This is a genomic window from Propionivibrio dicarboxylicus (genome assembly GCF_900099695.1).
In the GTDB taxonomy this organism is placed as follows: Bacteria; Pseudomonadota; Gammaproteobacteria; order Burkholderiales; family Rhodocyclaceae; genus Propionivibrio; species Propionivibrio dicarboxylicus.
Genome location: NZ_FNCY01000009.1, coordinates 65,653 through 89,394 on the forward strand (window position 1 = coordinate 65,653; position 23,742 = coordinate 89,394).

The 23,742-nt window shown below is 61.4% G+C and carries 20 protein-coding genes; 8 read left to right on the forward strand and 12 right to left on the reverse strand.

Going from position 1 to position 23,742, the window contains the following annotated elements:
• Positions 1-19: 19 nt before the first annotated feature.
• From mtnA to BLR25_RS11780, 4 genes are all read left to right on the forward strand, one after another.
• Positions 20-1,108 (forward strand): S-methyl-5-thioribose-1-phosphate isomerase, encoded by a 1,089-nt coding sequence (gene mtnA / locus BLR25_RS11765; protein ID WP_091937821.1) that lies wholly within the window; start codon positions 20-22, stop codon positions 1,106-1,108.
• Complete coding sequence (locus BLR25_RS11770) at positions 1,098-1,763, forward strand: class II aldolase/adducin family protein (protein ID WP_091937822.1); 666 nt, start codon at positions 1,098-1,100, stop codon at positions 1,761-1,763. The genes mtnA and BLR25_RS11770 overlap by 11 nt, the downstream gene beginning before the upstream one ends.
• Positions 1,760-3,373, forward strand: a complete 1,614-nt coding sequence (locus tag BLR25_RS11775; protein ID WP_091937824.1) for an NAD(P)/FAD-dependent oxidoreductase — start codon at positions 1,760-1,762, stop codon at positions 3,371-3,373. Before BLR25_RS11770 ends, BLR25_RS11775 begins: the two co-directional genes overlap by 4 nt.
• 165 nt (positions 3,374-3,538) lie before the next feature.
• Positions 3,539-3,808 (forward strand): DUF3820 family protein, encoded by a 270-nt coding sequence (locus tag BLR25_RS11780; protein ID WP_091937826.1) that lies wholly within the window; start codon positions 3,539-3,541, stop codon positions 3,806-3,808.
• On the opposite strand, the gene BLR25_RS11785 is transcribed toward BLR25_RS11780, so the two are convergent.
• The 5 genes from BLR25_RS11785 to BLR25_RS11805 all read right to left on the reverse strand — a co-directional run bounded on the left by BLR25_RS11785 (position 3,724) and on the right by BLR25_RS11805 (position 8,176).
• On the reverse strand, positions 3,724-4,251 hold the full coding sequence (locus BLR25_RS11785; protein WP_091937828.1) for an LEA/WHy family protein: 528 nt from the start codon (positions 4,249-4,251) through the stop codon (positions 3,724-3,726). The two genes, BLR25_RS11780 and BLR25_RS11785, sit on opposite strands and share 85 nt — an antisense overlap.
• Before the next feature lie 126 nt (positions 4,252-4,377).
• Positions 4,378-5,880: a butyryl-CoA:acetate CoA transferase gene (locus tag BLR25_RS11790; RefSeq protein ID WP_091937830.1), complete on the reverse strand. Its 1,503-nt coding sequence runs from the start codon at positions 5,878-5,880 to the stop codon at positions 4,378-4,380.
• A gap of 147 nt (positions 5,881-6,027) precedes the next feature.
• Positions 6,028-6,483 (reverse strand): D-aminoacyl-tRNA deacylase, encoded by a 456-nt coding sequence (gene dtd / locus BLR25_RS11795; protein WP_091937831.1) that lies wholly within the window; start codon positions 6,481-6,483, stop codon positions 6,028-6,030.
• Positions 6,480-7,469 carry a cation diffusion facilitator family transporter gene (locus BLR25_RS11800; RefSeq protein WP_091937833.1) on the reverse strand — a complete coding sequence of 330 codons (990 nt, stop codon included), beginning with the start codon at positions 7,467-7,469 and terminating at the stop codon, positions 6,480-6,482. Before BLR25_RS11800 ends, dtd begins: the two co-directional genes overlap by 4 nt.
• A 50-nt stretch (positions 7,470-7,519) precedes the next feature.
• Positions 7,520-8,176, reverse strand: a complete 657-nt coding sequence (locus tag BLR25_RS11805) for a hypothetical protein (RefSeq protein WP_143009838.1) — start codon at positions 8,174-8,176, stop codon at positions 7,520-7,522.
• 130 nt (positions 8,177-8,306) lie between these two features.
• Here BLR25_RS11805 and BLR25_RS11810 point away from each other — a divergent pair, with 130 nt between their 5' ends.
• Positions 8,307-9,086 (forward strand): IclR family transcriptional regulator, encoded by a 780-nt coding sequence (locus BLR25_RS11810; protein WP_245715539.1) that lies wholly within the window; start codon positions 8,307-8,309, stop codon positions 9,084-9,086.
• Between the two features lie 47 nt (positions 9,087-9,133).
• Here the strand turns inward: BLR25_RS11810 and pbpG are convergent, their stop codons facing one another.
• On the reverse strand, positions 9,134-10,186 hold the full coding sequence (pbpG, locus tag BLR25_RS11815; protein WP_218122722.1) for a D-alanyl-D-alanine endopeptidase: 1,053 nt from the start codon (positions 10,184-10,186) through the stop codon (positions 9,134-9,136).
• A 402-nt stretch (positions 10,187-10,588) separates the two neighbouring features.
• Between pbpG and BLR25_RS11820 the strand changes: the two genes are divergently transcribed.
• Positions 10,589-12,424: a phosphoenolpyruvate carboxykinase (GTP) gene (locus BLR25_RS11820; RefSeq protein ID WP_091937837.1), complete on the forward strand. Its 1,836-nt coding sequence runs from the start codon at positions 10,589-10,591 to the stop codon at positions 12,422-12,424.
• Between the two features lie 107 nt (positions 12,425-12,531).
• Complete coding sequence (locus tag BLR25_RS11825) at positions 12,532-13,695, forward strand: pyridoxal phosphate-dependent aminotransferase (RefSeq protein WP_091937839.1); 1,164 nt, start codon at positions 12,532-12,534, stop codon at positions 13,693-13,695.
• A 70-nt stretch (positions 13,696-13,765) separates the two neighbouring features.
• Here the strand turns inward: BLR25_RS11825 and BLR25_RS11830 are convergent, their stop codons facing one another.
• From BLR25_RS11830 to BLR25_RS21965, 5 genes are all read right to left on the reverse strand, one after another.
• Complete coding sequence (locus BLR25_RS11830; RefSeq protein WP_091937841.1) at positions 13,766-14,560, reverse strand: hypothetical protein; 795 nt, start codon at positions 14,558-14,560, stop codon at positions 13,766-13,768.
• A gap of 478 nt (positions 14,561-15,038) precedes the next feature.
• A complete protein-coding gene (gene ampD, locus BLR25_RS11835; RefSeq protein WP_218122726.1) occupies positions 15,039-15,620 on the reverse strand; it encodes a 1,6-anhydro-N-acetylmuramyl-L-alanine amidase AmpD in 582 nt (193 codons plus the stop codon).
• A 1-nt stretch (position 15,621) separates the two neighbouring features.
• Entirely contained in the window at positions 15,622-16,992 is a 1,371-nt protein-coding gene (locus tag BLR25_RS11840; RefSeq protein WP_091937845.1) for a sigma-54-dependent transcriptional regulator, read from the reverse strand.
• Positions 16,964-18,592 carry a two-component system sensor histidine kinase NtrB gene (locus BLR25_RS11845; protein ID WP_425438692.1) on the reverse strand — a complete coding sequence of 543 codons (1,629 nt, stop codon included), beginning with the start codon at positions 18,590-18,592 and terminating at the stop codon, positions 16,964-16,966. Before BLR25_RS11845 ends, BLR25_RS11840 begins: the two co-directional genes overlap by 29 nt.
• Positions 18,558-18,869: a PP0621 family protein gene (locus BLR25_RS21965; protein WP_091937849.1), complete on the reverse strand. Its 312-nt coding sequence runs from the start codon at positions 18,867-18,869 to the stop codon at positions 18,558-18,560. Before BLR25_RS21965 ends, BLR25_RS11845 begins: the two co-directional genes overlap by 35 nt.
• A gap of 50 nt (positions 18,870-18,919) precedes the next feature.
• On the opposite strand from BLR25_RS21965, the gene BLR25_RS11855 reads away from it, so the two are divergent.
• Positions 18,920-20,038, forward strand: a complete 1,119-nt coding sequence (locus tag BLR25_RS11855) for a magnesium transporter CorA family protein (protein ID WP_091937851.1) — start codon at positions 18,920-18,922, stop codon at positions 20,036-20,038.
• Between the two features lie 59 nt (positions 20,039-20,097).
• Here the strand turns inward: BLR25_RS11855 and BLR25_RS11860 are convergent, their stop codons facing one another.
• Positions 20,098-23,562, reverse strand: coding sequence for a PAS domain S-box protein (locus BLR25_RS11860; protein WP_176785863.1), 3,465 nt, complete (start codon positions 23,560-23,562; stop codon positions 20,098-20,100).
• Positions 23,563-23,742 lie beyond the last annotated feature (180 nt).

Genomic DNA, 23,742 nt, shown 5'->3' on the forward strand with positions numbered 1-23,742 from the left:
CGCGCCCCCCTCCCCGACCATGAACATCAACGACATCCCGACCCGCACACTGCGCGCCGAACCGTCCGGCAATGCCATTGAAATCATCGACCAGACGGCATTGCCACACCTGTATCGCACGCTTCGTATCGACACCCTCGCCGGCGCAGCGCATGCCATTCGCGCCATGCAGGTGCGCGGCGCGCCGCTGATCGGCGTCACCGCCGCCTATGGACTTGCGCTGGCGATGCAGAACGATGCTAGCGAAGCGGCGCTCGATGCGGCGCTTCAGTGCCTCGGCGCAACGCGCCCAACGGCGGTCAACCTCGCCTGGTCGCTGGCACGCATGCAGTCCAGATTGCAGGCACTGCCCCGTGAGCAGCGTGCCCAGGCCGCCTGGACCGAAGCCGGCACAATCGCCGAGGAGGACGTCGCTCAGTGCCGCCGCATCGGCGAACATGGACTCGCCCGGCTGCGTCCGCTCGCCAAGTCGTCGGCGCCGATGAACGTCATGACGCATTGCAATGCCGGCTGGCTGGCGACGGTCGACCATGGCACCGCGCTGGCGCCGGTATACGCCGCTTTCGACGCTGGCATCGACATCCATGTCTGGGTCTCGGAGACACGGCCGCGCAACCAGGGCCTGCTGACGGCCTGGGAACTCCGCCAGCACGGCGTTCCCCACACGGTCATCGCAGACAATGCCGCCGGCATCCTGCTGGCCACGCATCAGGTCGACGCCGTCATCGTTGGCGCCGATCGCATCGCCGCCAACGGCGACGTCGCCAACAAGGTCGGCACCTACCTCAAGGCCCTGGCGGCACGCGAGGCCGGCGTGCCGTTCTGGGTCGCGGCACCACGCTCGACGATCGATTTCGCCTGCCGGGACGGACAAGCCATCCCGATCGAAGCGCGCGATGGCGACGAACTCCGGGTCGTCGGCGGGCTTTCCGAGGCCGGGGTCCCGGCAACGATCCGGCAATTGCCGGCGGATGAAGCCGTCGGCAACCCGGCCTTCGACGTCACGCCCGCCCGCTTCGTCGACGCGATTGTCACCGAGCGCGGATGCTGCGCGGCCAGCCGCGAGGGGCTGACGTCGCTTTACCCCGAGTGCAGCCATGCCCGATGAAACACTGACACTACGCCAGCAACTGATCGAAACTGCGCGCCGGATGGCGCCCTGCGGGCTCAACCGCGGCACCGCGGGCAACCTCAGCGCACGTGTGAGCGAAAACGGGGCAGACGGATTCCTGATCACCCCCACCGGCATGGCCTATGAGGCGCTGACACCGGACGACATCGTCTTCATGCATCTCGACGGCAGCTTCGACGGCCTGCGCAAACCCTCGTCGGAGTGGCGCTTTCACCGCGACATCTACGCCCAACGACCGGAAGCAGGCGCCATCCTGCATGCCCACTCGCCGTTCGCCACTACGCTCGCCTGCCTGCGCCGTGACATCCCGGCCTTCCATTACATGATCGCTCGTTTCGGCGGCGACAGCCTGCGCTGCGCCGATTACGCGACCTTCGGCACCCAGGCGCTGTCGGACGCGGCGCTCGTTGCACTGACCGGGCGCAGCGGCTGCCTGCTCGGCAATCACGGCATGCTCGTGCTCGGCAAAGACCTGCCGCAGGCCCTCGCACTCGGCGTCGAACTCGAAGAACTGTGCGAGCAATATTGGCGCGCCTGCCAACTCGGTGCGCCGGTCGTCCTCGACGCGACCGAAATGGCCGTCGTCCTCGACAAGTTTTCAACCTATGGCCAACAGGAAGCCTCCCGGTGATCCGCATCCAGGAACTGAGACTCCCCCTCGAACATCCGCCCGAAGCGCTGCGCGCCGCCGTTGCCGCCCGCCTGCAGCGACCGGCCTCGGCCATCGGCGACATCCGCATTTTCAAACGCAGCCATGACGCGCGCAAAAAAAATGCGCTGATGTTCATCTACACCGTCGACGTCGAGATCGAGGACGAAGACAGTCTGGTCGCGCAATTTTCGGACGACGCCAAGATCCGGCCGACGCCCGACATGCAGTACCGTTTCGTCGCCAACGCCCCCGCTCACCTCGCGTCGCGCCCGGTCGTCGTCGGTTTTGGGCCGGCCGGCATTTTCGCCGCGCTGGTGCTCGCCCAAATGGGCTTTCGTCCGATTGTCCTCGAACGCGGCAAGGCGGTCCGCGAACGCACGCGCGACACCTGGAAACTGTGGCGCAACCACCAGCTCGACCCGGAATCCAACGTCCAGTTCGGCGAAGGCGGGGCCGGCACCTTCTCCGACGGCAAGCTGTACAGCCAGGTCAAGGATCCGGGCTTCCTCGGTCGCAAGGTCCTCAGCGAATTCGTCAAGGCCGGCGCGCCTGAAGAAATCCTCTACGTCGCGCATCCGCACATCGGCACTTTCCGGCTGGTCAGCATGGTCGAGCGCATGCGCGCCGAAATCGAATCGCTCGGAGGCGAAATCCGCTTCCAGAGCCGTGTCACCGGCCTCGACATCGAAGGCGGGGCGATCCGCGGCGTCACCTTGGCAAATGGCGAGCATATCGCCACCCGGCATGTCGTTCTCGCCCTCGGCCACAGCGCCCGCGACACCTTCGCGGCGCTGCTCGCGCAAGGCGTCCGCATGGAGGCCAAGCCCTTCGCCGTCGGTTTCCGCATCGAACATCCGCAATCGCTGATCGACAAGGCGCGCCTCGGCCCTAACGCCGGCCATCCGCTCCTTGGCGCGGCCGACTACAAACTCGTTTATCACGCCGGCAACGGCCGCGCCGTCTATAGCTTCTGCATGTGCCCCGGCGGCCAGGTGGTGGCGGCCACCTCGGAACCGGGCTGCGTCGTCACCAACGGCATGAGCCAGTATTCGCGCGCCGAACGCAATGCCAACGCCGGACTCGTCGTCAACGTCACTCCGGAGGATTACGGCGGCATCGACAACCCGCTTGCCGGCATCGAATTCCAGCGCCGCCTCGAAGCCCGTGCCTTCGAACTCGGCGGCGGCACCTACGCGGCACCGGGTCAGCGCGTCGGCGATTTCCTCGCCGGACGCCCGTCGACTCAGCTCGGCCAGGTCATCCCGTCATACCAACCCGGCGTACACCTCACCGATCTCTCGACCGCGCTGCCTGACTTCGCGATCGAAGCACTACGCGAGGCCATCCCCGCCTTCGACCGTCAGATTCGCGGTTTTGCCAACCCCGACGCCATGCTGACCGGCGTCGAGACACGGACCTCGTCGCCCTTGCGCATTCCCCGTGGCGACGATTTCGAGAGCGTCAATATCAGCGGACTCTTTCCGGCCGGAGAAGGCGCAGGTTATGCCGGCGGAATTCTCTCGGCCGGCATCGACGGCATCAAGGCGGCGGAAGCCGTGGCGCTTCGCATCCTGGCCGACAATACTTAAGCGACCGGGATACGCTGGACAGTTTGGCGTGCCGGCAATCGAAACAGGGAGAGCGTCGATGAGCGGAACACTCGCAGACGAACCGATGCAGATCGATGACAGCCCGCTCGCTTCCGAAGCACCGGCGCCGACCGGGAACGTCCTCATCACTGCAATGACGAAAAAATGATCGACCCTGAATGCTTCTCGCGGGAGCAACTCCAGCAACTGTTCGTCCTGCGCATGCCCTTCGGCAAATACAAGGGTCGGTTCATCGCCGATCTACCCGGCCATTACCTTAACTGGATGGCGCGCGAAGGCTTTCCGAAAGGACGGCTGGGGCAACTATTGGCGCTCATGCACGAGATCGATCACAACGGCTTGTCGCCCTTGCTCGACCCGCTGCGACCACGCGCCGGATCGCAGTTGGCGCACCAGGACGGCACCGAACCCTGACGATCAAACGGAAGCGTCCCGACACCGTCGAGTTCAGCCGATCCGAAAATGCGGTAAAACAGGCGCGCCCGGCCATCGCTACGCGCGGCGCGAAGACGCTCCAGCAGTGTCGTCAGGCGGCTGACGGCCTGGACGTCAAGCTGCGCCGTACCGTTCGCCGGCACCCGCACGGGCTGCACGGAATGTCCTTGGGCAAACGGCCGGCCATCGAGTTCGACCGAAAAGTCGAGACGACGCAAGGACAGCTCGACCGGATTCGGATTGCGCAGATCGAGAACGAGGGCGAAACGCTGCTCGCTCAGGTTGAATCCGGCGAGTTCGATGCTGGCGACATCGACTTCCGGCGCCTTCAAAAGGCTTGAACAGGAAGCCAGCACCAAACAGGCGAGCATGAGCCCCCCCTGCCGCATCGCCTTCGTCCAGAATCCGCGTATCAACCGCATGTCATCCCCTTCGCCTCGCCACAGCGTACTGTAATGTAACGAAAAACCCCGGCGCGCGTGAAGAGCGCCACGCCATAAAAAAGCCCCGCACGAGGCGGGGCCTGGATTCCGAAAAACCCGGGGCGATCAGCGATAGTCGGCCCAATTGATGCCGCGCATGTCGCCGGTCTTCTCGAACTGACGGTGCATGCCATAGGAGGTGCTCAGCGAGAACGGCTCGTGGTTGGTCTTGTTGATCTGCTTCAGATACTCGCGCATCTGTTCCTTGTAGTCCGGATGCACGCAGTTCTGGATGATCAACTCGGCGCGCTGCAGCGGGTCCTTGCCGCGCAGGTCGGCGACGCCCTGTTCGGTGACAACGACGGACACCGAGTGCTCGCTGTGGTCGAGGTGCGAAACGAAAGGCACGACCGCCGAAATCTTGCCACCCTTCGCCGTCGACGGGCAGGAGAAGATCGACAGGTAGGCAGCGCGCGTGAAGTCGCCCGAACCGCCGATACCGTTCATCATCGTCTTGCCGAGCACGTGCGTCGAGTTGACGTTACCGGAGAGGTCGAATTCGATCGCGGTGTTCATCGAGATGATGCCGAGACGACGGACGATTTCCGGGTTGTTCGAGATTTCCTGCGGACGCAGCAGAATGTGCTTCTTGTAGAAATCGAGGTTGCCGATCACTTTCTGCATCGCTTCCTGGCTCAGGGTCAGCGACGTCGTCGAAGCGAACGAGCAGCGGCCGTTCTCGAGCAGCGGAATCACCGAATCCTGCAGCACTTCCGTGTACATCTCGAACGCCGGGATGTCGGTGCTGCGGCCGATCGCGCCGAGCACGGCGTTGGCGATATTGCCGACGCCCGACTGCAGCGGCAGGAAGGACGACGGAATACGGCCGGCCTTCATTTCGGCGGCGAGGAAATCGGCAACGTTCTGACCGATCTGGTCGGTTTCCGGCGTCGCCGGATCGAAGCCGCCGGTCTCATCGACCTGGTTGTTCAGCACGACGGCAACGATCTTCTTCGGATCGAGCAGGCAAATCGGCGAACCGACACGCTGCGAAGCCGAATAGATCGGGATTTCCTGACGAGCGGGCGGATCCTTCGGCTCAAAAATGTCATGCAGGCCGAGCAACGCCGCCGGGTGCGCGGAGTTGAGTTCGAGAATGATCTTGTCGGCACAGTGCAGGTAGGTCGGCGAAGCGCCGATCGACGTCGTCAGCACGACGCCGCCCCCCGAAAGGATGTCGCAGACTTCGACCACGGCCCAATTGAGCTTGCCGAGAGCGCCGTAGCGCACGGCCTGCGGCAAAGCCGAGAGGTGCATGTCGAAGTATTTGACTTCACCGGAGTTGATGAGCTTGCGCAGCGTCGGGTTGCCCATGTACGGCGTACGGAAGCTGATGGCATTGGCTTCGGCGAGGGCGCCGTCGAGCGACTTGCCGGTCGAAGCGCCGGTCAGAACGCCGACTTTGAACGGACGGCCGGCCGAATGTTCACGCTTGGCCTTTTGCGCCAGCGCAAACGGCACAACCTTGGCCGCGCCGGCCGCGGTGAAGCCACTGAAACCGATGTTGTCGCCATTCTGGATCATTTCGGCCGCTTCTTCAGCGGTCAGAATCGGGAAAGGTAGTGCCATGTCGAATTACTCCTTATTTCAGGTATGCAAATAGCCGATTAGGATAAGAACCGTGAAATGGTAGCGCATGGCATGGGCGCCGCGACTGCGGCTTTCCACATATTTGAGAGATCGAAAATTACGTTGGCGCACTCGAAAAAAACTGCGTTAGCGCCCGCTATCCTTGGTGTCGATAAACAGGGTTACCGGCCCGTCGTTAACGAGATGAACTTGCATCTCGGCACCGAACACGCCGGTCGGAACGACGCGTCCCAGATCCTGCTCCATCTGCCGCACGAACTGCTCGAACAGGGGGCGCGATATTTCGCCCCGCGCCGCTCGGCTCCATGACGGCCGGTTACCTTTCCTGACCGAGGCAAATAGCGTGAACTGGCTGACAGCGAGCACGTCGCCGCCGACATCGACAATGCTGCGATTCATCACGCCGGCCGCATCGTCGAAAATGCGCAAACCGGTCAGTTTGGCCGACAGCCAGCGGATATCGGCCTCTTCGTCGGCATCCTCGACACCGACCAGCACCAGCATGCCAGCCCCGATGGCGCCAACGACCTCGCCCCCCACTTCGACGCGCGCCTCACGCACCCTTTGTACCAAGGCCCTCATGCCTGTGCCTCGATGTCCGGACGCTCGACCGGCGACATGCGGCGCAACGGATGGACATTGACCTCCGGCTGCAAGGTGACGTGACCGATACCGCGGTGCGTCAGCAGATGCTGCATCTCGGCCAGCACCGCCGGCCAGCGATCGAGGGCATCGACGACCACATGCGCCGACAGGGCGATACGGTTCGACGACAGGGTCCAGATATGCAGATCATGTACCGAACGCACGCCGTCGACACCTGCCAGCACCTGGCCGATCTCTTCGACCGACAGGGCCGGGGGAACCCCCTCAAGCAATGCATGCACGACCTCGCGCAACAGCCGCAGGCTCGACGCCAGGATCAGCGCGCAGATCAGCAGCGACAACAGGGGATCGATCGGCGTCCAACCGGTCCGCCAGATCACCGCCCCGGCGACAAGCGCCGCCACCGACCCGAGCAAGTCACCGAGCACATGCAGCAGCGCGCCGCGCGTGTTCATCGTCTGCTCGCCTTGCATCAACAACCAGGCAACACCAACGTTGACGCACAAACCGATGATCGCCACCACGGTCACCGCCTCGCCATGAATCGCGGTCGGCGTCAGCAAACGGTCGATCGCCGCCATCGAAATGCCGACCACCACGACCGCCATGAACAGCACGTTCAGCAACGCGGCCAAGGTTTCGACGCGGCCGAGACCATAGGTATGACGGCGGGATGGCGGACGCTGCGCCAGACGCGCGGCAATCGCCGCCAAGGCCAGCGACGCACTATCGGTCAACATGTGTCCGGCATCGCCAAGCAGGGCCAGGGAACCCGACCAGAAACCGGCCAATACCTCGACGCCGGCAAAGCCCAGGGTCAGGGCCAGCGCCCAAACCAGGCGCGGGCCGGCAGCATGGGCGTGATGGTCGTGCGAATGGGAATGCGAATGATCGTGCGCGTGGCCATGATCATGGGCATGACCGTGCGTGTGCCCATGCGAATGAAGAGAGTGATCGCTCATAGTCGGACCATTATACCGTTGCGCCCGCGCCGGTTCGGGCCGGCCCCGCCTCAAACCGGCGCCGGCGCCCCGGCAAAGACCGTCACATCCGACTGCGCGCCGAGGGTGGCCCAGGTCGCAGTATCTCCGTGCAGGAGCGAAAACGCCCCCGGCCGCAAGCCCGCGCGCGCACTCAGTTCGGCCAACGCCACCAGCACTGACGGCGCATTCGGCGACGACACCGCAATCACGGCACCGCCAGACCGCAGAATCGGCACGGCAACGCGCAGCAAGCCCGATATCGGCGCAGCCGGACTCGGCCCGATGGCAGCAAGACAGCACTGTCCCGAACGGCCCGTGTCACGCAGGCACGCGGCAGCGGCCGACACCTCGTCCGCTGCGGCACGCTCGGCCCAACCCGACTCCTCCTGCAGCAAGCCCGTCAAATGGCCGTGATAGCGCTCGACGAGCCCTGCCCATCCACACCAGCAGTCCTCCGTCGACGCCGCCCCCCCTGCCCCGGCCACCAACGCGCCACGGGCAGATTCGCACGCGCGCGCGACTTCCGCCTCACCGCATACCGGAAACCGCCGCACCGGCACGCCGGACTGCGCGCGAAGCAGTATGCCGTACTGCTGACACACGCTCAGATAGGCATGCCCGCCAATCCAGAGCGGCAAAACTGGCAATGCCGCCACATCCCCCTCGGAAATCCTCAATTCAGTCATTACATCCGCCAATGTCATTCCACATGATGGTAAGATAGTGCACTATTCGCGGCGCAGTCCTCGCAAGCGGCCGGTCGTTGCGCCGAATAGTATGCCGGCTCGAACCGAAACGAAAGATCAGACAGGAATCATGGCAACTCCCTCCGAAGCCAAGGGTTCAATTCAGGTCATCGAACGCATGATGTCGCTACTCGACGTCCTGGCCGAGACGAACGAAGCGGCAACCCTCAAGACACTCTCGCAAGCGACTGGCCTGCACCCCTCGACCGCACACCGCATCCTCGCGGTCATGGCGCATGCCCGACTGGTCGAGCGACAGGAAAACAGCACCTACGCACTTGGCATCCGCCTGCTCGAACTCGGCAACATCGTCAAATCGCGCATCAGCATCGGCGCCGTCGCCCGCCCGTTCATGCAGGAACTGCACAACCAGATCGGCGAAGCCGTCAATCTCGGCATCCGCGACCAGGACGACATCGTCTATGTCGAACGCACCTCAAGCGGCCGCTCGCTGGTCCGCGTCGTTTATCTCGTCGGCGGACGCGCTCCCCTGCACCTGACCTCGCTCGGCAAACTGTTCCTGGCCTCGGACACGCCTGCGGAAGTTCGCGCCTACGCCAAGCGCACCGGCTTGCCAGGCAAGACCGAACACTCACTGACGCGGATCGAAACGCTCGAGGCGGAATTGGCCACCATCCGGCAAACTTCGATCGCCTACGACATGGAAGAAGCCGAAATCGGCTTGCGCTGCGTCGCCACACCGATCCTCGATGACGAAGGCAAGATCGTCGCCGGCCTGTCGGTCTCGGCGCCGACGGACCGCCATCGGGACAGTTGGTTGGCGCTGATCAAGCAGACCGCCGAAGAAATCTCGCGAGCGCTCGGCTACCGGCCGACAGCGCATCGCTAAAACAAAAAAGCCGCGGACACCGCGGCTTTTTTTCATCCCGGAATTCGTCAGCCCGGCCCTTTGCCATCGCCGCGGACTGCCGCATGCGTCTGCGTCTTGTGCGAGGCCTGCGCACTCTCCATCCAGCGCTTGATCCGGTTGGCATCGCCAACGCGCGTCATCTTGCCGGCCGAATCCAGCAAAACGATGACGACCGGTTTTTCCGCGACCCGGGCCTGCATGACCAGGCACTTGCCGGCCTCATGGATATAGCCGGTCTTCGACAAGCCGACATCCCAGGCGGGACTCTTCACCAACGGGTTGGTATTGCGAAAAGTCTGTTCGCGCCCACTCACCTCGACCATCGCCTCGGACGTCGTCGACCATTCGCGGATCAGTGGATAGTGATGTGCTGCCGTAACCATGCGCGCCAGATCATGCGCCGTGGACACGTTATTGCTACTCAGGCCGGTCGGATCCTCAAAGCGCGTGTGCGCCATCCCCAGCGACTGCGCCTTGGCATTCATCGCTGCGATAAATGCCGACAGGCCGCCAGGATAGTGGCGGGCCAACGCGTGCGCGGCACGGTTTTCAGATGACATCAGGGCAAGCAGGAGCGCCGTTTCGCGACTGAGGACAGAACCCACATGCAAACGCGAGCGACTCCCGCGCAAGGTGTCGACATCCTCTTCGGAAATAGCGACCGCCCCCTGCAGATTTGGCTGGCTATCCAGCACCACCATGGCCGTCATCAGCTTGGTGATCGAGGCGATCGGCGCAACCACATCGGCGTTTTTCTGGAACAGGGCATCGCCGGCGCGTTGATCGAGCACCAGCGCTGACGCCGAATAGAGCGCCAGTTTCTGGGCTTCGCGCCAGGTATCGGCGGACTGGAGACCGCGTGTCTTGCCGGCCAACTGCGCCGAGGCATGTGCTTTGCGCGCAACGACCGTCGATTGTTTGACCGACTTGGCAACAACCGCCTTCTGCGTGTGGCTCGCTGCCTTTGGCGCAGCCGTCTTGGCCTTGCTCTTGTCAAGCGTCGCCGACGAGTTCGCTCCCGCCAGACCACTGGCCATCACTACGGCTAACACCGTCATCGCTTTCAACAAGAAATGCATTTACCCAATTCTCCCAGCATAAGGCCCAAAAAACCGGACAGATTCTAAGCGATTTCGAAACGCAATAGTCAAAATACATACAAAACAAGTAAATACAACGTCAATCCTACAAATAACTTGAGCACAGTATCGCTGCCGCCGCCAATCCCTACCGCCACAAGGGTCGAATTCGGCAAAAGCATAGGCGCGATTACAATCGATGTGATAGCATCTTTCCCGCCCCAACAGTGGCAACAAGAAACATGATGAAACACGCTTCGCAGCGCAGGTTCAGCCCATCCCTCGAACTAGCCGGCGGCGTACTCTCGCCTCTCCCGGCACTCCCTACATTACAAGACGGGCAGGTTGACCTTGCGTCAATTATGGTTTTTCCAACTACCCAACAGAGAGAGAGTATTTGTCATGAGTCAAACTGTACCAATCAATGCACCGTCGTATGTCACCCATGAAGGCCTGAAGCAATGGGTCGCCGAAATCGCCGCACTGACCACGCCGGAGCGTGTCGTGTGGGCCGATGGCTCCCAGGAAGAATATGACCGTCTGTGCCAGGAACTGGTGGATGCCGGCACCTTCGTCAAACTGAAGAAGCGCAAGAATTCCTACCTCGCATTCTCCGACCCCTCCGACGTCGCGCGCGTCGAAGACCGCACCTACATCTGCTCGGAAAAACAGGAAGACGCCGGCCCGACCAACAACTGGGAAGCCCCGGCCAAGATGCGTGACACGCTGAACGGCCTGTTCAAGGGCTGCATGAAGGGTCGGACGATGTACGTCATTCCCTTCTCGATGGGCCCGCTCGGCTCGCCGATCGCCCAAATCGGCATCGAAATCACCGACTCGGCCTATGTCGTCGTCAACATGCGCATCATGACGCGCATGGGCAAGGACGTTTTCCCGATCCTCGGCAACGACGGCACCTACGTCCCCTGCGTGCACTCAATCGGCGCACCGAAAGAGCCGGGCACCAAGGACCCGAAGTGGCCGTGCAACCCGACCACCAAGTACATCGTTCACTACCCGGAAACGCGCGAAATCTGGTCGTACGGCTCAGGTTACGGCGGCAATGCCCTGCTCGGCAAGAAGTGCCTGGCTTTGCGTATCGCCTCGAGCATGGCGCGCGACGGCGGCTGGCTGGCCGAACACATGCTGATCCTCGGCGTCGAGTCGCCTGCCGGTGACAAGCACTATGTCTGCGCCGCCTTCCCGTCGGCCTGCGGCAAGACCAACTTCGCCATGCTGGTCCCGCCGGCCGGTCTGAAAGGCTGGAAAATCACGACGATCGGCGACGATATCGCCTGGATCAAGCCGCGCAAGGACAAGGACGGCGTCACCCGCCTCTACGCGATCAACCCGGAAGCCGGTTTCTTCGGTGTCGCCCCGGGCACGAACGATAAGACCAACTTCAACGCAATGGCCTCGCTGGCCGAAAACACCATCTTCACCAACGTCGCGCTGACCGACGACGGCGACGTCTGGTGGGAAGGCATGGGCCCGGCGCCCGCCCACGCGATCGACTGGCAGGGCAACGACTGGACGCCGGAAATCGCCAAGGAAAAAGGCACCAAGGCCGCGCATCCGAACTCGCGCTTCACCGCCCCGGCCTCGCAATGCCCGTGCATCGACAAGGATTGGTCGAATGGCGACGGCGTGCCGATTTCGGCCTTCCTGTTCGGCGGCCGCCGCGCTTCGACGGTGCCGTTGGTCTGCCAGGCCACCGACTGGGAGCACGGCGTCTACACGGCCGCCACGCTCGGTTCCGAAACGACGGCTGCCGCCTTCGGTGCGCAAGGCGTCGTGCGTCGCGATCCGTTCGCCATGCTGCCGTTCTGCGGCTACCACATGGCTGACTACTACAGCCACTGGCTTAAGATGGGTCCGGTCGCCACCAAGCCGGTGCCGATCTTCATGGTCAACTGGTTCCGCACGGACGAGAAGGGCGGCTTCGCCTGGCCGGGCTTTGGCGACAATGCCCGCGTGCTGAAGTGGATCATCGACCGTTGTGAAGGCCGCGTCGGTGGCGTCGACACCGCGCTGGGCACCATGCCCAAGTACGATGACATCGACTGGACCGGTGCCGATTTCAGCAAGGAACAGTTCGAAAACGTCACCAAGCTCGACAAGGACGTTTGGCTCGGCGAACTCGCTGGCGTCAAGGAATGGTTCGAGAAGATGGGCAGCAAGCTGCCGACCAAGCTCGCCGCCATCCGCGACGAACTCGAGGCCAAGTTCAAGGCCTGATCGAGCACGCCTCACGGCACCAAAGGCCGCCTTCGGGCGGCCTTTTTTCCTCGCCCCCGACCGTGCCGTGCCCTCCACCCTTTTTCCTTCACAGGATCACTTCAGCCATGCATCCCCTTTCCGCCAGCCGCCTCGCCAACATCGAACCGTTTCATGTCATGGAGTTGCTGACGCATGCCAAAGCACTGGAGGCTGCCGGACGCGACATCATCCATATGGAAATAGGCGAGCCGGACTTCCCGACGCCAGCCCCCATCATCGCGGCAGCGCAAACGCGCCTCGCCCGCGGCGACATTTTCTACACGCCAGCGCTCGGACTGCCGGAATTGCGCGAAGCGATCGCCGAGCACTACCGCACGCGTTATGGCGTCAGCATTGCGCCCAGTCGCATTGCCGTCACCGCCGGCGCTTCTGGCGCGCTGCTGCTTGCGCTCGCCTGCATGGTCTCGCCCGGTAGCGAATGGTTGCTCACCGACCCCGGCTATCCCTGTAACGCCAACTTCGTCCGCGCTTTCGAAGGACTTCCTGTCGGCATCCAGGTTCGGCCAGAAGATCGCTTCCAACCGACGCCGGAAGACATCGAGCGCCATTGGAACGAACGTACTGGCGGCGCACTGTTCGCCTCACCGGCCAACCCGACCGGAACGCTGATCGACGAAACGGTACTCGGTGACATCGCCCGATGCGTCGCCAAGAAAGGCGGCACACTAATCGTCGACGAAATCTACCAAGGGCTGACCTACGAACAAGATGCGCGCAGTGCGCTTTCGATCAGCGACGATATTTTCATCGTTCAGAGTTTCTCAAAATATTTCAACATGACCGGCTGGCGCCTCGGTTGGCTGGTCGTGCCCGAACGATATACCCGCGACATCGAAAAGCTCGCGCAAAACCTCTTCATCGCCGCGTCCACGATCGCACAGTACGGCGCGCTGGCCGCCTTCCTGCCCGAAACGATCGACATCCTCGAACAGCGACGTGCGGAATTCAAGCGACGCCGGGATTACCTCGTCCCTGCACTGGAGTCGTTGGGCTTTCATCTGCCGGCAAAACCCGAAGGGGCATTCTATGCGTACACAGACTGCAGCACGCTGACGCCGGACAGTCATCAATTTGCGCTATCACTGCTTGAGCGCGCCGGCGTGGCAGTCACCCCCGGGCTTGATTTCGGCGTCGCCGCACCCCGATCGCATATTCGCTTTGCCTACACGACGGGCATAGAACGGCTGGAAGAAGCGATCGACAGGATCCGAACGTTTCTCGCCAAATAACAAGGGGCTCGACCGAAGCCGGGCCCCTTGCGCCGGAGAGGAGACAGGCCGGCGGCCGTCTCCCGGCAGATCACTTCGGACGCGAACCCGTCGGGAACGGCCAAGCGCCGGTGGGATTCAGTGCCGATTTGATTCCCGGCGTCGCCGCCGTCGAGGGCTGAGCCGAAGCCGGCGCAGCTGCTGCAGGCGCCGGAGCGGGTACCGCTGCCTTCTTGACGGGAGCCTTCTTCACCTCGGGTTTCGCCGCAGGCTTGGCTGCTTCCTTTTTCACCGCGACTTTTTTTGCAGCCGGTTTCGCGGCAGGTTTGGCCTCAACCTTTTTCGCCGCCGGCTTGGCGGCAGCCTTCTTCACCGCCGGTTTGGCGGCAACCTTCTTCACCGCCGGCTTGGCGGCAGGTTTGGCGGCGGGCTTGGCAACCGCTTTCTTCGCCACGACCTTCTTGGCGACGGCCTTCTTCACCGCTGGCTTGGCGGCCGGCTTGGCAGCAACCTTTTTGGCAACCGCCTTCTTCACCGCCGGCTTGGCAGCAGGCTTGGCGACGGCTTTCTTCGCCACGGCTTTCTTGGCGACGGCCTTCTTCACTGCCGGTTTGGCGGCAGGCTTGGCTACCGCCTTCTTGGCAACCGCCTTCTTCACCGCCGGCTTGGCGGCAGACTTGGCGACGGCTTTCTTCGCCACGACCTTTTTCACCGCAGGCTTGGCGGCCGGCTTGGCCACGACCTTCTTCGCGACGGCCTTCTTCACCGCCGGCTTCGCTACCTTGACAGCGGCTTTTTTCGCCACAGGCTTGGCGGCGGCTTTCACTGCAGTTTTCTTGGCAGCAGGCTTCGCAGCCGCCGCCGGTTTCTTAGCACTTGTTGCCATCTCAACCTCCTTCTAGGAAAAAACTGATTAACCCCTCGTGTAAAACGACTGCGACCCGCCCGCTTTCATTGCGGACCTTTCAACAAGCGCATCGCCGACGCGCACATTGAATCCTCGACAAAACCCGGCAAACGCCAAACCGACAGAACGCGCGCGACAATGCCATAAGCATGACGCGAAACTCGGAACGAAGCCGAGCCGGTCGGCCAGAAAAAATGGGGAACAGAAGCAGAGAGAAACGGAGACCAGGCAACACCGTACGACCCCGGTAAGCGCATCATGACAAATAGATTTTCGTGACTCAATAATCCGTTCAAATCTATCAAGGTCCGCTAACGGAAACCAGCGCAAGCAACAAGCATCCGGATTCCAATCATTGAAGCTGGCACAAATCGCTGCCACACATCGGCTACTAGATATTGTGCCTCTCTCGTCAATCGAGACTAATTGTAGTTTCCGAAAACACTTGACGCAAGAATTATTTTGTGCCCTGCATAAAAAACCGCGTTATGCGATTGCGCTCTGCCACTAGCATCGCAGGCAAACGAGTCCAATCGAAGCGCGTACCGGGGTCAGTCTTGCGCCCTGGAGAAATATCGGCATGTCCCGCCACTGCAGCAATGGGATACCGATGACTCAAACACGCGACCAGACTCGACAAGCGCCGATATTGCGCCTCTTCGAAGACGTCGTCATCACCGCCTTCAAGTTCGATGCCGATGGAAAAGTCATTGCAGCGCGAACGCCCCTGCCATGCCGACACGCCTGCATGCCACGCGCGATCGCAGCAAGAAACGAACTGCACCAACTCGCCGTCACGTCGAATAAAAAAATGCGACGACACACGCAAGCCCTTGAGCCCGACAAAATACGGATGCGCGGAAGTATCGAGCGAATTAAGGAATAGCCGCTCAACGCAATCACCAGAGAACACCCCGGGGGGCAGACTGATGGCATGAACGACAAGCAACGATATCGCCATATCGATGGGGCGCGTATCGAAATTGGGCGACGGAACTCGCCGCGCCTCAATCAGCCATCCATCAGGGCCAAGCGTCATTTCAGCCATGGTCGATCCCTAACCGCTCAATGCGATAGCGCAAAGAGCGGAACGTCACGCCAAGCAGACGGGCCGCTGCGGTACGATTGAAACCCGTCTTTGCCAATGCATCCAGAATAAGTTGGCGCTCGAACCGGTCAAGGCTTTCATCAAGCCCGCCCGATGCTCCGGCAATGGCGACATCGACCTCGCCGAATGCCGACAACTGCAAGTCGGCGACGGAAATGCGTTCGCCGCTGCAGAGCGCCACGGCGCGCTCCAGAATATTCTCAAGTTCACGCACATTGCCCGGGTACGAATATGCCGCAAGCGCATCCCGCGCATCCTGGGTCAACACCGGTACGCTCGTGCCGCAAAGGCGCTTCATGATCGTGTCGATCAATTGGGAAATGTCTTCGGGACGCTCTCGCAAGGTCGGCATCTTCAATTCAATGACATTCAGGCGATAGTAAAGATCTCGCCGGAACATCCCTGCGTCGACGCGCTCCTGAAGCTTGTGATGCGTCGCCGAAATGATCCTGACATCAACTGATTCCTCGATGGCGCTGCCGACCTTGCGCACTTTCTTTTCCTGAATCGCACGCAACAGTTTGACCTGCATCGATAGCGGCAAGTCCGCGACCTCGTCAAGAAAAAGCGTCCCACCCGCTGCTACCTGGAAGAATCCGTCACGATCCGCATCCGCCCCCGTAAAGGCGCCTTTGCGATAGCCAAAGAACTCGCTCTCCATCAGACTTTCGGGGATCGCACCGCAATTCACCGGCACGAACGGGCCGGTTCGCCGAGCGCTTTGCGAATGAATCAAGCGCGCAGCCAACTCCTTGCCCGTGCCGGACTCACCGGACACATAGACGGGCGCCTGGCTACGCGCCAACTTGACGATCATTTCGCGTACTGCCGTAACCGCAGGCGAGTCGCCGATGAACTGCCTCGCCGCCTCGCTCCCCTCGAGCGCACCTCGCACGCCGCCAACCGCCCCGGACAGATTCAGTGCCGACTTGATCAAAGCCCTTAACGACTCGAGCGCCACCGGCTTTGAAAGATAGTCGAAGGCGCCCGCCTTCAACGCTGCAACGGCGTTATCGGCACTACCGAACGCGGTAATGACGGCCACGGGGGTTTGTCCGTACTCGCTTCCGATCAGACGCACGATCTCGAGCCCATCTCCATCGGGCAGGCGCATATCGGTGAGACACAGTGCATAGCGCTCACGCTCGAGACAACTTCTCGCCTCGGCGACAGACCCTGCGCAATCGGTCGTCAGCCCCATGCGCACGAGCGTGAGATCGAGAAGCTCGCGTATATCGGCCTCATCATCGACCACCAGCACACGAACGGATTCGTCACGCCCTCGCCGCTCCTGCTTGCTCATCGACACTCCCCCCCCTTCCCGAAATGCAAAAATCTGCGCCCGCCGCGCTATCGAGCAAGACCAGTCGCGCACCGTTCGCCTCGCACAATTCGCGCGCGATATACAAACCAAGGCCGGTCCCCCGACTATGCGTCGTGAAGAACGGCTCAAAAATCTGGTCACGACAATCGACGGCCACGCCCTCCCCATCGTCGATGACATGAATATCAACCCAGCCCAAAGACCGGCCATCCTCGACACGCAACACGATACTACCGGCATTCTTTCGCGAATGACGCAAAGCGTTCCCCAACAGATTCCACAGCACCTGATGCAGATGGGAACGGTCGAAGCAAAAGCTCGCACCACCCGAAATCTCGCAACGCACGACGTTCGCATCGAGTTCTTCCTTGAGCGCACATTCTTCCAGGAAGAGCGGCAGCATCTGGCGCAAGTTCACCTGTTCGCGATGGGCACTATCACGCTGCCCGATCGACAGGACGTCATTGACGATGCGCTCGACCCGCTGCGCATTGTCGATGATGATGCGCAACAAACGCGCTTCCAAGCCTTCCGCTGGCGCTTCGCTCAACAACTCGCCAGCGTGATGAATCGCCGACAACGGATTCCTGATTTCGTGAGCGATGCTCGCGGTCAAGCGCCCGAGGGCCGCCAATTTGAGTTGCCTCGCCTGCTCCTGCAATCGCTCCATATCCTCGAGCAGCACCAACACATCGTGATCACCGCTCTCGGTCGCGATGAAACGAACGCGCAGTTGCTTCCCGCTGACCGGCGCCCGTACCAGGATCGGCTGATCGTCCGGCTGATCGCACCACATCAGGAAGCGACGCGACAACTCCGCAGAGCAATCGGAAAGCATAATATCGCCGGCTCCGCGCAAGCCGAGCAATTCCTCTGAGCGGGGATTATGCTGGCGAACCGCGCCTGCGCGACTGAGGACCAGAATGCCGTCTTGCATCTCGGCGATGACACGCTGGCTCACCAATATCTGATTGTGCAAATCGACGCCACGCCTGAAGGCCAGCGCCTCGTTGGCGATGACGCGCCGCGCCAGCAAGCGCGCCGAGATTGCCACCCCGAAGAAGCCTGCGCAAAAAAGCCCCGCCTGGAAAAACTCGTTCAGTTCGACGTAGCCATGTGTCGCGCGATACAACTGCTCGAGCAGTACCGACACGGTGGCAATCGCCGCATAGAAAAGCACAAGCCGCCCCTGACCGACGAGCCCGACGCCACCCAGCATCACCAGCAGCATGACGCCGTAGCCGCTACGCAATCCACCACCGAAGTGCATGAACAATGTCAGCGTCACGACATCGACCAGCACGCACATGCTCAACTGCTGGTTGAAGTGGCGCGAGAGAAAATGCACCACGCTGAGGGACGCCAGTGTCGCGACCAAGTAGAAGCTCGCCACGACAAGATTGAAATTGCCGACGCCGAATGAGACCGACGCATGCGGATTGAACAGGGAGGACACCACCAGCAAGGTGGCGAGACAGGCGCGGTAATAATTGAAGTAGCGCAGCGACGTCCAGTGCGCTGCCGAAAGCCGCGCTGCCGAAGCGTCAGGAGTGATCGCCATCATTCCCGGCATCCGCATGCCTGTCACAGCAATAATAAGTACCCCGACGCTCGACGCTTTCACCGAGTGGCAAGTGGACCCCGCAACGCTCGCACCGAACCATGCGCTCCGTCTGTCGCGCCGATCGTGCGCTGCGCGCAGCCTGGCGACGTCGATGCGCACGCCACAGCGAATAAGCGAAAATGCCGAGCAGGAACCACACGAAGAGTTTCATGCTGACAAGCATATCAGAAGCGCCCCGGACGGTCTGCGCCAGCGGCCCCGACGCAAGGAGCGGTGCGAATTGACGCTGCATCGGCGGACACGGATACTCGCGACCATCACTCTTCGCCGCAGGAACATCCCATGCGCATTCTCTCCGTGCACGACGACCGCGTTAAGACACACCCTTCGCTCGACACCATCGACGCGATGACCGACGTTCGATTCGTCTGGATCTCCTGTACGCACGACGAGTTCGGCAGCGAGCAACGTGCGCTGCAACAACTGCTGGCGACGCGCTGCGGCGCCCAGATCGTAGACCTCCATGTTTCCGACCTGCTCAACCCCTACCTGCCGTCGCACTACGACTTTACCTACGACTATGAACTGCTGGTATTTCGGCGACTCGCAAGTTCGGCAGAATCGCGTCAGACCGGCAGCACTGATCATGACCCCGGCGTGACGCAAGCACGCCGGCGAGGCCCGAGCATCCTCGGCCCTATCAACACCCGACCAGTCGGATTTGTCGTTTTCGACCGTCTGCTGTTGACGCTTCACCCGAGGGAATGCCCCGCGCGCGACACGATCATCGCGCGGCTGCTCGCCGCACAATCCACTGACGCACGTGCCCGAGGCAGCCACCCGCCGAGCAGTCCCGGAGACCTGATGCTGCGCATCATCAACCTGATTGTGGACGACTATCTTGGATTGCGCCGCGAACTGACCCTGCAAATCGATCGCTGGCAAACCAGGCTACTCGATCCGAGAAGCCGCTTCAGCCAATGGAGCGCCATGCTCGAAGCAAGGCTGTCGCTACAGCATCTGGACGAAATTTGCGAAGATCAGCGCGCTGCCATTCAGGACTGGGACGATACGCTACGCAGCCTGCCAAAACCGGCCAGCGATCGACAACGCAAGGAGCGGGAACTGCTCGAGGTACGCAGCCGCGACGTGCTGGAGCACATCGCACGCATGGTGCACCATGTGCGGCGGCTCGAACAAAGCTCGGAAGCTGCAGTACAAATGCATTTCAATGCCCAGGGCAACCGCACCAACAACATCATGCGGACGCTGACGACGCTGACCGCCATTTTTCTACCGCTCAACCTGATCGCGGCGATCTTTGGCATGAACTTCGACTCGTTGCCACTCATCCATCAGTACGCCGGTTTCTGGTGGGCGGTCGGCGCCATGGCACTCATCGCAGTGATCCTGTGCATCTTCTTCTGGCGCAAGAACTATCTGTCGCGCAGCGAACCCTGAGCGTATTGCCAGCCCGGCCCCTCTGCCCAAGCATCTTCACGCCGAAAGGAGTAAGCAGTTCAGACGCTCTCGGGCGGCGAAGACAACCAGCGCAGCACGACCGAGAAGAGGGTTTCCGGCGCAAAAGGCTTGCTCAGAAAATCGTTCATGCCAGCTTCAATGCAGCGCTTGCGATCCTCGACGAACGCATTAGCCGTCATGGCAACAATGGGAATCCCCCGGCACTGGGGATACCAACGTATCTGGCGCGTCGCATCGAGCCCGTCGAGACCTGGCATCAGCATGTCCATCAGGATCAGCGCATAGGTCGATGACGACGCCATTGCCACTGCCTGGTGGCCGTCACTGGCCACATCCACCAGAAGACCACCTCCCTCTAGGAAGGAGCGCGCCACTTCCAGATTGACGGGTTCGTCATCGACCAACAACACCCGCTTGCCGGCGTAATGCTCGCGAATCGTCTGCTCGGCGGCCTCGCCGGCTAAAGCGACCTCGATCGCCGATGGCGACGACGCTTTCCTCAGACACACTGAAAACCAGAACAAGCTGCCCTCGCCGAAACGACTTTCGACACCAACCTCGCCCCCCATCATCAATGCCAGGCGACGCGTGATCGCAAGTCCCAAACCGGTCCCGCCATGTCGTCGGGTCGTCGTTCCGTCTGCCTGCTCAAAGGCGCTGAATATGCGTGACAGGTCTTCCTCGCGGATGCCGACGCCTGAATCCCTGACCTCGAAACGCACAACGACGGCATCGCACTGATCGAGCATCTTCGTCGCCCTGAGGTCGATCGTCCCGTGCTCGGTAAATTTGATGGCGTTGCTCACATAATTGAGCAAGGCTTGACGAATGCGCGTTGCATCGCCATAGAGGCAGTCGGGGAAGGTATCGGCTTCGACATTCAGGACCAGATGCTTGGCGTTGACTCGATCGGCCACCAAGGCGACAACATCGGCAAGCAGCACCTCGACGGACAGATGCTGCTCCTCAAGCATCAGCTTCCCGGCTTCGATTTTCGACAGATCGAGGATGTCGTTGATAACCTTCAGCAGGTGCTGCGTCGCCGTATCGATCTGCCCCAAACGCTCCGCCTGCTCCGCCGTCAACGGTGTCCGCCGCAGGATGTTGGTAATACCGACAATCGCATTCATCGGCGTACGGATTTCGTGGCTCATGTTTGCCAGGAACATGCTTTTCGCCATGCTCGCCGATTCGGCAGCGCGATTCGCCTCGACCAGCGCCCGGGTTCTCTCGTCCACCAGGTTTTCCAGCCTCTGACGATAATGCCGCAATTCCTGTTCGGTTTCCTTGAGCTTGGTAATGTCGCGCGTCACCGAAAATATGCACGCATGCCCTCGCGTCTCGATGATCGACGCCGAAACCAGGCCCCAGACCTGCCTGCCATCGCGAGTATTCAGACATGCCTCGTGATTCCAGCAACGCTGTTCCTGGCAGAGCCGGGCAACGAAAGCATCGCGCTGTTCGGTATCGGCCCAAATGTGCAAATCTTCCGAGGAATGCCCCACAACCTCGTCACGGGCATAGCCGAGCACTGACAGGTAGACGTCGTTTGCCTCAATAAAGACACCGTCATCAAGACGGACCACTGCAATGAGGTCCTGACTGGCCTCGTACATCACCCGATAATGCGCTTCGCTCTCGGTGAGGGCGATTTCTGCACGGCGCCGCTCGGTCACATCGCACAGCGAGCCATAGAGGCGATGCCCACCGCCGAGGGGATCGGCAAGTTCAGCACGCGCCACGCTATCGAAATAACGCACCGATCCGTCACGCACCTTCAGGCGCAAGGTCACCCGGCTCGACTGCCCTGGCTGCAACGCTGCGATGGCTGAATCAAACACCGGCACATCCTCATTCAGCACCAGCGGCTTCCAGCACCCCATCGACAACATCGCTTCGATTGAGTAGCCCAGTACCTGCTCAGCATTGCCGATCATCCAATCGATTACGAACGGCCCATCCGCCTCGCGACGGCATGAATACGTCAGATCGCTCGTCAATTCGGAAATCGTCCGGAAGCGCATCTCGTTTTCGCGCAGACGTTCGTCCGCCCGCTTCCATTCGGTAGTCTCACGTGTCACCGACACGACCATCGCCTCGCCGTCGATCTGTACGAGCGAGGCCGACATCACCCCCCACCCCAACTCACCGTTCTTGCGACGATAGCGGGCCTCCAGATTCAGACATTTTCCATCGCGCCGCAGGGCGTTCACGAGACGATCCCGATCCTCGGGATCGGCCCAGATACCCAGGTCGATCGACGTCCGCCCGATGACTTCATCGCGCCGATAGCCGGTCGAATCAAGGAAGGCCTGATTCACCTCGACGTAACAGCCATCGCTCATCCGGGTGATGTTGATGAAATCCTGACTCGCCTGGACCGACGCCCGGTAACGCGCTTCACTGCGCCGCAAGGCGACATCCTTGGCTGAGAGGGAGTCGAGCAAGCGATTGAAGCCGGCGACCAGATGGCCGATCTCGTCATCCTGCAGGATCGGCAGACGCTTGAGCGGCGTTTTATCTTCCGACATATCGGCCAGCAAGGCCGCCGTCGACATCATGGGATTCAGACTCTGACGCAACAGAAGCCATGCTGCGACGCCCCCCAGCAGCGTCAGCAGAAGCGTCGCCCACAGCATTCGCTCCTGCATCTCGCGAATCGGCCCGAATGCCTCCTGCGTCGGTAACGAAACCGCAAAATACCAGTCGGTTCCGGCAATCTGCTTCACCGAGGCCAGTATTTCGACATCCTTCTGGTTGGTGTAAACGAGCGCCCCTTCGTAGCCAGCGATAAACCGGTCCACCGTCGGATTGGCGCCCGGCGGCGAGGCACTTTGCATCGTCCTGTCCTTTTCGCTCGCCGTCACGATCAGACGATTCTTGCGATCGACGAGAAGGTAGCCGCCGGTACGGCCATAACGACTCTCGGCCACATGCTGCAAGAAGTTGGGACGACTGAGATCGGTCACGCCGGCCAGGACGCCGATAACGCGCCCGGTGCGATCACGAATCGGCACGGAAATACCGATCAGCGGTGCCTTCAGCGCGCGCCCGACGACTGGACTGCCTATCGCCTTGCGACCACGTAACGCCGCTGCGATATGATCGCGATCGCTGAAATCATGACCTATCCGTTCGAGGCTCTTCGGCGTCGAGGCAATAACGACACCATCATGCCCGGTAATCATCACTCCGCCGTTGAATTGCTGATGCAGCACAAAACGCTGGTCGAGAAAGTCCTGCAAGGCCGGTGTTTTTTCGAACAACTTGGGCGGGATCGCGGCGGCGATCAACTCGAGCGCAGCGACACGCGCACTGACGTTATTCTCGATCTCGGCGGCGATATAACTGGCCGTGGCAAATTGTTGATTGCCGAGCACCGACTCCATATCCAGCCGCAGCGAGCGCGAACCGAACCAACTCAGCACCCAGAGCGCGAGCACCATAACCGACAGCATGGCCACCGTGATGCGTACCTTGAGCGAAATCGGTTGGCCGAACATGCCCATTCCTCCGGACGCCGTAAGAGCGAGAAATTCGCTTATACCACAACCATAAGTGCAATGAATAGCGAGGAAAAAGGCAGGGCTGACACACCCACGGTGACGAAGTCGGCACCGCGCGCCAACGGACGTCAGAGACGTCCGCAAGACATCCGGAAAAAACAAAACCCTCGCAATCAG